11 protein-coding genes and 1 pseudogene are annotated in these 10,249 nt (G+C 35.0%); 4 read left to right on the top strand and 8 right to left on the bottom strand.

The window, feature by feature from the left end; all coding sequences use genetic code 11:
* Positions 1-181: 181 nt before the first annotated feature.
* The 3 genes from pseF to pseB are packed head-to-tail and all read right to left on the bottom strand — an operon-like array spanning position 182 to position 2,990.
* The gene (gene pseF / locus C6H18_RS04100) at positions 182-850 is read right to left on the bottom strand and encodes a pseudaminic acid cytidylyltransferase (RefSeq protein ID WP_104721843.1); all 669 of its coding nucleotides are present in this window, start codon (positions 848-850) and stop codon (positions 182-184) included.
* Positions 847-2,007, bottom strand: coding sequence for a UDP-4-amino-4,6-dideoxy-N-acetyl-beta-L-altrosamine transaminase (pseC, locus tag C6H18_RS04095; RefSeq protein ID WP_104721842.1), 1,161 nt, complete (start codon positions 2,005-2,007; stop codon positions 847-849). Before pseC ends, pseF begins: the two co-directional genes overlap by 4 nt.
* On the bottom strand, positions 2,004-2,990 hold the full coding sequence (gene pseB / locus C6H18_RS04090) for a UDP-N-acetylglucosamine 4,6-dehydratase (inverting) (RefSeq protein WP_104721841.1): 987 nt from the start codon (positions 2,988-2,990) through the stop codon (positions 2,004-2,006). Before pseB ends, pseC begins: the two co-directional genes overlap by 4 nt.
* Positions 2,991-3,151: 161 nt before the next feature.
* Here pseB and C6H18_RS09795 point away from each other — a divergent pair.
* From C6H18_RS09795 to C6H18_RS04075, 4 genes and pseudogenes are all read left to right on the top strand, one after another.
* Positions 3,152-3,823: pseudogene (locus C6H18_RS09795) on the top strand (methyl-accepting chemotaxis protein); the annotation flags it as partial.
* Positions 3,806-4,249, top strand: coding sequence for a CZB domain-containing protein (locus C6H18_RS09790; protein WP_456152198.1), 444 nt, complete (start codon positions 3,806-3,808; stop codon positions 4,247-4,249). The pseudogene C6H18_RS09795 and the gene C6H18_RS09790, both read left to right, overlap by 18 nt.
* Before the next feature lie 15 nt (positions 4,250-4,264).
* Positions 4,265-4,648, top strand: a complete 384-nt coding sequence (locus C6H18_RS04080; RefSeq protein ID WP_199770118.1) for a YbgC/FadM family acyl-CoA thioesterase — start codon at positions 4,265-4,267, stop codon at positions 4,646-4,648.
* Positions 4,641-4,886 carry an HP0495 family protein gene (locus C6H18_RS04075; protein WP_104721838.1) on the top strand — a complete coding sequence of 82 codons (246 nt, stop codon included), beginning with the start codon at positions 4,641-4,643 and terminating at the stop codon, positions 4,884-4,886. The genes C6H18_RS04080 and C6H18_RS04075 overlap by 8 nt, the downstream gene beginning before the upstream one ends.
* Positions 4,887-4,893: 7 nt before the next feature.
* On the opposite strand, the gene C6H18_RS04070 is transcribed toward C6H18_RS04075, so the two are convergent.
* From C6H18_RS04070 to C6H18_RS04050, 5 genes are all read right to left on the bottom strand, one after another.
* On the bottom strand, positions 4,894-5,355 hold the full coding sequence (locus C6H18_RS04070; protein WP_104721837.1) for a hypothetical protein: 462 nt from the start codon (positions 5,353-5,355) through the stop codon (positions 4,894-4,896).
* A 1-nt stretch (position 5,356) separates the two neighbouring features.
* Positions 5,357-5,812 (bottom strand): Sua5/YciO/YrdC/YwlC family protein, encoded by a 456-nt coding sequence (locus C6H18_RS04065; RefSeq protein WP_104721836.1) that lies wholly within the window; start codon positions 5,810-5,812, stop codon positions 5,357-5,359.
* Positions 5,812-9,096 (bottom strand): carbamoyl-phosphate synthase large subunit, encoded by a 3,285-nt coding sequence (carB, locus tag C6H18_RS04060; RefSeq protein WP_104721835.1) that lies wholly within the window; start codon positions 9,094-9,096, stop codon positions 5,812-5,814. The genes C6H18_RS04065 and carB overlap by 1 nt, the downstream gene beginning before the upstream one ends.
* Before the next feature lie 84 nt (positions 9,097-9,180).
* Positions 9,181-9,804, bottom strand: a complete 624-nt coding sequence (gene gmk / locus C6H18_RS04055) for a guanylate kinase (RefSeq protein WP_104721834.1) — start codon at positions 9,802-9,804, stop codon at positions 9,181-9,183.
* Positions 9,804-10,100, bottom strand: a complete 297-nt coding sequence (locus C6H18_RS04050; protein ID WP_233704050.1) for a hypothetical protein — start codon at positions 10,098-10,100, stop codon at positions 9,804-9,806. Before C6H18_RS04050 ends, gmk begins: the two co-directional genes overlap by 1 nt.
* Positions 10,101-10,249 lie beyond the last annotated feature (149 nt).

Here is a 10,249-nt window from a genome sequence, read left to right as displayed (position 1 = left end):
ACTTTAGATTGGGTTTTGTTTGGGGATTGTTTAAGAGCTTAGGCATTAAAGAAGTGATAAAGAATCTTTAAGAGAATGTTTGGTTCAAGGGAGTAAATATAAAGAAAAAGTAAAAAATAGGATTATTAATAAACTTATAGGGGCTACCATTTTAATCTTTGTAACACTTAAGCCCTAAAAATCAACAATTATTCATCATTATGTATTTCATCTCCGCTAATTTCCAATCCTCTAAAGTATCAATATCTTGCACTTCAAAAGGGGATAACACAAAACTCTTAGAATCTTCAAAGATATTTTGCCTTTCTTGCCATATATTGGATCTTGCAAAATAAAATTGCCCTGCATCGTGATAGACTTTCTCTAGGTCTTGGGAACGTTTTAAAAAAAACTCTGGAAACAACATAACATTCTTATTGTTTTTTATCATAAATGCTCTATAAGGGGAATAGCTATATTCTACGGCACTAAAAAGATAACAAGACTTGTCGCATTGCAAAAACGCATTGCGTAGAGATTCCACCTTTAGAAGTGGTGCGGTTGCATAGAGGCAACACACCCATACTTCATCTAATCCTAACTCTTCAATACAATGCACAATCACTTCTCTTGTCCCCACATAATCCCCGCTTAAAGACTCTGGACGCTTTAAGGCAACAACCCCCTTACTCCTAGCAAACGCCAATATCTCCTCACTATCGCTAGAAACATAAATTTCGCTAAAGATTCCACTCTCCTTTGCGTTTTGAATACTATAAGCAATGATAGGTTTTCCTAAAAATTCTTTAAGGTTTTTTTTAAAAATCCTTTTACTCCCTCCACGAGCTGGTATGATACAAACCACTTTCATAAAGGTTTCACACTTCTTCTTAAAACTTCAATAACTTTATTTTGTTCTTCTAAAGTAAGGGTAGGAAAAAGCGGTAAAGAGATAGTATTTTTATAATACATTTCTGCATTTTTAAAATCACCCTTTTTAAACCCAAATCTCGCATAAAAGGGTTGCAAATGTATCGGAATATAATGCACTTGAGGAGAAATACCGGCTTTTAAGAATCTATTAAAGAGTTCTATTCTTTTAATCCCGCTCTTTTTGCCTAAGACAATAGGATAAAGATGAAAAGCACTATAATTATAGGATTCTACATAAGGCAGGGTCAAACACAAATCTTGCAAATTCTTATCATAAAACTTCGCAAGTTCATTCCGTTTTTGCACATAACTCTCTAAACGCTCTAATTGTGATAATCCAAGGGTTGCGTGTAATTCACTAAGACGATAATTAAAACCAAGGATTTGCTGCTCATAATACCAAGGCGCTACCTTTTTTTTATTTTCAAAATCCTCAACTTGTTTTGTAACCCCATGGTTTCTTAACATTTGCATTTTTTTACTATATTTGGATATCTGGGTTAGTGCCATTCCACCTTCAGCAGAAGTGATAATCTTAACAGGATGAAAAGAAAAAATAGTAATATCACTAAATTCACATCTCCCAATAGGAATTCCCCTATAACTTCCTCCAAGTGCGTGAGATGCGTCTTCTATGACTTTAAATCCATATTTTTTTGAAAGCATAAAAATTTTTTGCATATCGCAACTCTGCCCTCCAAAATGAACAGCAATGACTATTTTTGGTAACTTGTGTTTTTTGGTTTTTTTGAGTTTAGCCTCCAATAAATTCGCATCCAAATTATAAGTTTTCTTGCAAATATCCACAAAATCAACTTTCGCTCCACAATAAATCGCACAATTACTAGAAGCAACGAAGCTATTGGGGGAAGTCCAAACCCAATCACCCTCCCTTAAACCTAGAGCCAAACAAGCGCAATGTAAAGCAGAAGTTGCACTATTAAAACTCACCGCATACTCTGCCCCAACCTTTTTAGCAAGTTCTGCTTCAAACTCCATAGATTTAGGTCCTTGAGTAATAAAAGGGGATTGTAAAGTCTCTAAAATCCTTTGAATATCACAAGAAGTGATGTCTTGTTTGCCATAAGGTATCATTTAATAAGCTCCAAAAACTCTTCTTTACTAAGCCATTTGGTATTAGTGCCAGAATTGTATTCAAATCCTCTTGCAACCAGCTTTCCACACTCACCTAAAGCGTTTTTACTGAAGTCTGTTATGAAGTTAAACTGAATAGTGGGTGCTATAACATAATAATCACTAAATTCATAGGTAATATGGCTATCATCTTTGGGACACATCACTTCGTGAATCTTCTCTCCGGGTCTTATGCCAATGATTTTATGCGGTAAATTTGGAGCCAATGCTAAAGCTACATCAACGATTTTCATAGAAGGGATTTTAGGGACAAAAGTCTCCCCTCCAAGCATACGCATAAAGTTTTTTAAAACAAAATCCACTCCCTGCTCTAAGGTAATCATAAACCTAGTCATCTCTAGATCTGTAATAGGCAATTCTTTAACCTTATCTAAAAGCAATTTTTGAAAAAAGGGAACGACAGAACCACGAGAGCCTATCACATTACCATAACGGACAACAGAAAAACGCGTTTTCCGACTTCCTGCCATATTATTAGCTGCTACAAATAATTTATCACTTGCAAGTTTAGTTGCACCATAGAGATTAATAGGATTAGCTGCCTTATCCGTAGAGAGTGCAATAACCTTTTGCACTTCATTACTTAAAGCCGCACTAATAACATTTTGCGCTCCATAAATATTCGTCTTAATACATTCCATAGGATTATACTCTGCTGCTGGAACTTGCTTAAGTGCTGCTGCGTGAATAATATAATCAATCCCATTTGTCGCCTCTTTTAACCGCGATTCATCCCGAACATCCCCTAAAAAATAACGCATACACGACTGATTATACACTTGCGCCATTTCATATTGCTTCAACTCATCACGCGAAAAAATAACAATTTTATTAGGTTTATAATGTTTTAATAAGGTTTTAGTGTATTGCTTACCAAAGCTACCCGTCCCACCAGTGATTAAAATATTTTTCCCATTAAACATAAGCTTAAAAACTCCAAATAAAATATTATAGCACAAGAATCACTAAATTTTATTCTTTAAAACCCACCAAAAAGCAAGAACAACCGATACCTAAAGAGAGCTTTAAGGGATAGAATAATAATATTGCAAAAATTATGAATTTCAAAAATTAGGAATATTTTATGTTTGGTAACCAATCTAAAGAAAAACTACAAAAAGCTCTACAAGTCAATCAACAACTCCAAAAGCAACTCCAAGAAGAAAAACTTAAAAATCAAGAACTTCAAAATCTTATCAATGGAATGAATGATAAAAAAACTTCTGAACCTCAAAATATAGAATCCTTTAAGGAAATGGCTCTTACATTAACAAAAAGTTGTGCTACAAATCTCAAAATACTGCAAGAAGACTTTGCACAATCTGTAGATTTATTAAGAGAGGCAAAAGAGAACGCAATACACAATATCAGCAATACTAAAAGCTCTCAGGAAGTTTTATCTAGTGGAATTGCAAGTATGATGTCAAAATTATCAGACTTTAACAATATGGTAGGGCAAGTCCAAAATGATTTTACGACCATCTCTAGTGTTATAGCCCTTATCAGCGATATTTCAGATCAAACTAACCTTTTAGCCCTTAATGCCGCTATTGAAGCAGCAAGAGCAGGAGAACACGGAAGGGGTTTTGCAGTAGTTGCCGATGAAGTAAGCAAACTCGCAGAAAGGACACAAAAAGCAACAAAAGAGATTGAAATGAATATCCAAGTAGTCAAGCAAAATTTCTCCGAAGTGCAATCATCAACAGATGAGATACTTAAAGAAATGGAAGATCTCAATATGCAAAATGAAGCATTAGAGCGAATAGGAAATTCTGCACAAACCATCTCAAAAGAAACCGACCAAATACTTTCTACTACTTTTATCGGACTTGTGAAACTCGACCATTTACTCTTTAAAATCAATGGATACAGCGCAGTATTTAGTGAGAATATGGAAGCAACCTTTGTTGGACATCACGATTGTCGCTTAGGTAAATGGTATGATACCGGTAATGGCAGAACACAATTCTCTACACTCCCAAGCTTTCCACTCATAGAAGCTCCACACCAACAAGTCCATAGCAGTATTATTGCAGGTTATGAAATTATGAAAAAAAATGGCTCTTCACAAAACTGCCTAGGAGAGATTAGCGAATTGTTTAAAAAAGCAGAATCCGCAAGTGATACTATCATCAAAACCCTTGATAATCTCCTAAAAGAAAAATTAGCCACTCTCGAATAAGTAGCTTCCTAAATTATGCAAATACAGGTTTATTATGAAGATACTGATTGTGGGGGCATTGTCTATCATACTAACTATCTAAAATACTGCGAAAGAGCTAGAAGCCAATGGTTTTTTGATTCTAATCTCTTGCCTAACAATCAAGAAGTTGGTTTTGTCGTTAAAAATATGCAAATTGATTTTTTGCAAAGTGCAAAACTTGGGGATAAGCTCCAAATACATACCAAAATACTACAATTAAAATCTGCCTCTGTTCTGTTAGAGCAATCCATATTCTTAGGACATAAAAAAATATTTTTTGCCACATTAACACTTGTATGCCTTAACCAAAAAGGCAAAATTACAAAAATTCCACAATGGGCAAAAGAAGTTTTTATAAAGGCGCAAAAAAATGTTTAAAGAAAAGATACAATACCCCTGCCAATGGCATTATCGCATTATTGGTGAGAGTAAAGAAGCGTTAAATGAAGCGGCATTAGAGATTTTGGATAAAGAATTTATAACCACACCTTGTAAAGAGAGCAAGAATGGAAAATACCATAGTATCAATATTGAAGTCTTAGTCCACAACCAAAAAGAAAGGGATGAAATATTTACTAAATTGCAGCAAGACAAAAGAATTCATTATATTTTATAATCAAGATTCAAGGTTTTTCATAATAACTAAGATTCCTTTTTCTCTCTTCTAAAGTTGGCAAGACTTCAGAAGAATTTTGATAAACAATATAAAACTTATCCTCATACAAGGCTACAACATTTTTTCGCTCTCCATCTATGGTTAAAGCAATCTTTTTAGACAATAAAGCCTCTCCCATACTCTTCCCTAATGAAGGTATAAAAAGCAAAAGCGAAATACCAAGCAACACACAATAACCAAGCTTAATCAAAAAACCAACAACAGGAATAAAAAACCCTACCCCAAATACTACTACCATAACAATAAACAAATAACCATTAAAAACATTTCCAAAGAAGGGATTAAAAAATACAGAGATTCCATAATAATTAATATAGTTACTAAAAATACCCGCCCAAAAAACACACATTAGGATAAAACTTAAAAAAACACCTAACAAGAATGCCCGTAAAATATTTTCTATCATCATCTTACCGAATCCTTTTTTTATTATAATTACCAACCTTATAGATAGTCGATGATTTTTCTTCTTTTAATCCCCTTTTGTCTAAAACAACAAAATTAGCATAAGCTAAGGCAAACTCTAAAGAAAACCTCTGTTTATGCCTATTAGCAGAAGTAGAATACAATCCATCAAAAAAAGATAAAAACTCATTATGCATCCCAGTCGTAACGCGAATAGCTAAATTTTTGCTACAAGACTTACTGCGCACAATAAAAGTCGTTTGCTTTAATCTACGCACTTCTTTTTTATGCTTTTTAGGTATCCGCACAAAAGATTGCAATTTTTTAAAGCTATCTATGGTTAATAGGATATTTTGCGTAAGGCTTCTGCCCTTTAGTACATTAAGTTTTTTACAATCTTTGCATAAAAATCCTGCTGTTGTATCACTTTGAGCCAAAAATATTGGATGGCAAATCTCCATTAATCCCTCAAATAATCTTGAATTGCTTTTGCGCCATAAGGGCTTTTATCCATTATCTCACCTATGGCATTAATAGCAACTAAAGCTACTTCAATGGTTGTAAAATAAGGAACATTACTGCGTAAAACTTGTGTTCTGATTTTATTAGTATCCTCTTGATTAGAAGCTTCATCACTAGTATTAATCACTAAAGCAATTTCTCCATTAGCTAACATATCATTGACATTTGGACGCCCCTCACTAATTTTTAAAGCCACCTCACAAGGAATCCCTCCTGCAGAGATAATTGCAGCTGTCCCATTAGTGCCACAAAGTGCAAAACCAAACTTTTGCAAATCTCTAGCCAAAGGAAGAGCATATTGCTTGTGGATAGCACTCAAAGAAATAAAAGCCCTCCCTTTAATAGGCAAAGGATTTTTACAAGCTAATTGAGATTTGGCAAAGCTTAATCCAAAGCTTTCACTAATCCCCATAACTTCTCCTGTTGAACGCATTTCAGGACCCAATATCATAACTGCACCCGGAAGTTTATTAAAAGGAAAAACCGATTCTTTTACCGCAATGTGTTTAAGCCTTTTAGGCTTATATACTCCATCTTCAAATATTACCCGCTTAAATCCATCATAATATTCTAAAGCCACCTTTAAATCTTTATGTATCATTACATGAGTTGCTACTTTGGCTAATGGAATCCCTGTGCTTTTAGAAACAAAAGGTATGGTTCGACTAGCTCTAGGATTAACTTCAATCAAATAAAGTGTATCCTCAAAAATGGCATATTGTGTATTCATAAGCCCTACTACACCCAAATTTCTAGCGATTTTTGCAGTAGTGCTTTGGATTTCTTGTAATTTTTGCTTAGAGATATTAATAGTAGGCAAAGCACAAGCTGAATCCCCACTATGGATTCCAGCCTCTTCAATGTGTTGCATAATACCAGCAATATAAACTTCTTTTCCATCGCAAATAATATCTACATCTAATTCGATAGCATTTTGTAAAAATTTATCAATCAAAACAGGAGAGTCTTCACTCACACTCACCGCTTCACTCATATATTCTTGTAATTCTGCGATATTATAAACAATACGCATAGCCCTTCCACCCAATACATAACTAGGGCGCACCAATACAGGAAACCCAATATCTTGTGCGATACTAATAGCTTCCTCTTTTTTAAAAGCCGTGCCGTTTTTGGGTTGAATTAGTCCATTCTCTTCGACAAACTTTGAAAACTTCTCCCTATCTTCAGCAATATCAATAGTCTTGGCACTAGTTCCTATGATTTTTGCCCCAATAGTCGTCAGTTTTTTAGCTAACTTTAAAGGAGTTTGTCCCCCAAAATGCACGATAATCCCATCGGGCTTCTCTCTTTCGACGACATTTCTTACGCATTCAAAGGTAATGGGTTCAAAATACAAAATATCACTAATATCATAATCTGTACTAACAGTTTCAGGATTGCAATTATACATAATGCTTGTAATCCCCATATCTGCTAGTGCAAAACTCGCATGCACACAAGCATAATCAAACTCGATTCCCTGCCCTATTCTATTAGGTCCTCCACCAATAATGAGAATCTTCTTTTGGGGTGCCAATGAATCTTGATTAGATAGATTTTGATTATTACAAACTTGCAAAGAATCTTTAAAGGGCATTGTAGAATATAAATAATTAGTTTGCGTAGCAAACTCTGCCGCACAAGTATCCACCTCATTATAGGTAAAGAATACATTATGTTTTTGTCGCAAGGCATAAATATCCTCCTCCCTTAACTCTAATCCTTCTTTAAAATTCACAAGAAAGCTCAACATCTTATCACTAAAGCCTAAAATCTTCGCCTCTCTTAAAAAGTCCTCTTCTTGCAATTTCTCAAAAGCAATCGTTTTTTCAAAAGCAATAATTTCTGCTATTTGGTAAAGAAAATATTTATCAATCTTGCACCATTCATAGATTTCTTGCACCGAAATATCCTGCCTTAGAGCATCGGCAATATACAATAAACGATTAGCATTAGGTCGTCTTATCTGTCTTTGAATCTCATTTTTATCACTACTTAAAGAATTAAAACCAAAAATTCCTGTCTCAAGGCTATTTAATGCTTTTTGCAAAGATTCTTTAAAGGTTGTCCCAATTGCCATTACTTCACCAATAGACTTCATAGAAGTTGTAAGAGTGGAATCAGCTTGTGGGAACTTCTCAAAGGTAAATCGTGGAATCTTCGTAACAATATAATCAATACTAGGCTCAAAACTTGCTGGTGTCCCTGTAATGTCGTTTTTAATTTCATCTAAAGTATAGCCAACAGCTAAAAGTGTCGCTACTTTGGCAATAGGATACCCGGTAGCCTTAGAAGCAAGAGCAGAAGAGCGAGATACACGAGGATTCATCTCAATAACCGTCATTCTGCCATTTTGTGGATTTATAGCAAACTGCACATTGCTTCCACCGGTATCCACACCAATTTCGCGTAAAATCGCAAAAGAGCTATCCCGCATTCTTTGGTATTCTTTATCCGTTAAGGTTAAAGCTGGAGCAATAGTTATAGAATCCCCTGTATGCACCCCCATAGGATCAAGGTTTTCTATACTACAAACAATAATGCAATTATCCTCCCTATCACGGATAACTTCCATTTCGTATTCTTTCCAGCCAAGCAAAGATTCTTCAATGAGTATTTCTCCAATAGGGCTAATCTCTAACCCACTTTGTGCAAGATTTTTAAACTCATCAATATTATAAGCAACCCCGCTTCCTCCACCTGCTAGGGTATAACTTGCACGAATAATAGCAGGAAAGCCAATATCTTTTATAACTTCTAAAGCCTCTTTTAGATTATAGGCATAATAAGACTTTGGTAAATCCATACCAATCTTTAACATCGCTTCTTTAAAAACTTTTCTATCCTCACCCTTTTTTATCGCTTCAGGATTCGCACCCAAAAACTCTATGCCATTAAGCTTTCCTTGTTCATACATACTCATAGCGACATTTAAAGCAGTTTGCCCACCCATTGTTGGCAAGATAGCATCAACATTTTCTTTTTGGATAATATCTTCTATAATTTCTTCGGTAATAGGCTCAATATAAGTTCTATGCGCAAACTCCGGGTCAGTCATAATTGTTGCAGGATTAGAATTAATCAAGACAACCTTATATCCAAGTTCTTTGAGGGTTTTTGCTGCTTGTGTCCCCGAGTAATCAAACTCACACGCTTGTCCAATCACAATAGGACCAGAGCCAATTAATAAAATAGTATTTATATCATTTCTTTTTGGCATCTTTTCCCTTTTAGGCAAAATTTCTGCATTGTAGCTTCTTGGGGCTTAAAACTTAATAGCAATTAACGATTCAAGCAAAATTCATCATTCTTGCCACTTTTGCAACAATGAATCCAAATGGTATAAACTCGCCTTGCAAAAGGCAGATTTTACAATGCAAATAAGTTTCTTAGAACATTCCTCTAAATCATCATTAATGATTAAATAATCAAAAGCATAGAGGCTTTCTATCTCTTTTGTGGCATTTTTCAAACGTTCCTCAATCACTTTTATATTATCACTCCCCCTTTTGCTAAGTCGTTCTTTTAATATCTTTTGGCTTAGGGTTGTGATAAAAACTGAAGTCGTGTGATTGGGAAAAGCCCGTTTGATATTCATTTGCCCCTGAATATCAACATCAAGGATAATCAATTTATCCTCGTATAAAGCCTCTATGATTTGACTTTTCATTGTCCCATAATAGCTTCCATGCACCTGCGCCCACTCTAAGAAACTATCCTCTTTGATACCTTGTTCGAATTTGTCTTTAGAAACGAAATGATAATGCACACCATCAATCTCATTTTCTCTCTTAGGACGCGTAGTAGAAGATATCGAAAAATAATGCTTAGGGAACTCTCTAGCTAGAATCTGGCAAAGAGAACTCTTTCCTGCTCCGCTTGGTCCAGATAAAACAAGAATAGCACCCTTATATTTAGCTTCTTGCATTAATTATCGTCTTTTTTGGGGAATTGGATACTAATATTAATCACCGCTCCGCTTAGAATCTCTTTTAAAGCCTGTGTTTGTAAAGTCTGCAAAGCAGTAATCAACCCTTCTAAAGAATTCACTTGAATATTAGACAAAGATTCCTCTCCTTTAGGCTCTGAAACAATAGGCGTTGCATTAGGTTCTTTGGCAATAGGTTCGCCTAAAGCCTCACTCATTCCCTCTAAAGTTAAAGCACTAAATTCATCTTCTATGGCATCTACATCAGATGCTTTCTGTGTATTATCACTTTCCAAATTCTCCGATTCTTCTTGAATAGATTCTTCTTGGTTACTCTCTTCTTGAGTGGGTTCTTCTTGGCTACCCTCTTCTTGAATATTTGCTTCTTGAATATTTGCTTCTTGAATATTTGCTTCTTGAATAGATTCTTCTTGAGTGGGTTCTG

Source organism: Helicobacter mesocricetorum, assembly GCF_900198605.1.
GTDB lineage: Bacteria > Campylobacterota > Campylobacteria > Campylobacterales > Helicobacteraceae > Helicobacter_D > Helicobacter_D mesocricetorum.
The sequence above is the reverse complement of the archived record's forward strand: the minus strand, read 5'-3'. Positions and strand labels throughout refer to the sequence as shown.

Coding starts and splice junctions, on each gene's coding strand:
- C6H18_RS04080 (WP_199770118.1), top strand. CDS start 4,265: ATGCAAATACAGGTTTATTATGAAGATACTGATTGTGGGGGCATTGTC.
- gmk (WP_104721834.1), bottom strand. CDS start 9,804: ATGCAAGAAGCTAAATATAAGGGTGCTATTCTTGTTTTATCTGGACCA.
- pseC (WP_104721842.1), bottom strand. CDS start 2,007: ATGATACCTTATGGCAAACAAGACATCACTTCTTGTGATATTCAAAGG.
- C6H18_RS09790 (WP_456152198.1), top strand. CDS start 3,806: ATGCAAAATGAAGCATTAGAGCGAATAGGAAATTCTGCACAAACCATC.
- C6H18_RS04065 (WP_104721836.1), bottom strand. CDS start 5,812: ATGGAGATTTGCCATCCAATATTTTTGGCTCAAAGTGATACAACAGCA.
- pseB (WP_104721841.1), bottom strand. CDS start 2,990: ATGTTTAATGGGAAAAATATTTTAATCACTGGTGGGACGGGTAGCTTT.
- carB (WP_104721835.1), bottom strand. CDS start 9,096: ATGCCAAAAAGAAATGATATAAATACTATTTTATTAATTGGCTCTGGT.
- C6H18_RS04075 (WP_104721838.1), top strand. CDS start 4,641: ATGTTTAAAGAAAAGATACAATACCCCTGCCAATGGCATTATCGCATT.
- pseF (WP_104721843.1), bottom strand. CDS start 850: ATGAAAGTGGTTTGTATCATACCAGCTCGTGGAGGGAGTAAAAGGATT.
- C6H18_RS04070 (WP_104721837.1), bottom strand. CDS start 5,355: ATGATGATAGAAAATATTTTACGGGCATTCTTGTTAGGTGTTTTTTTA.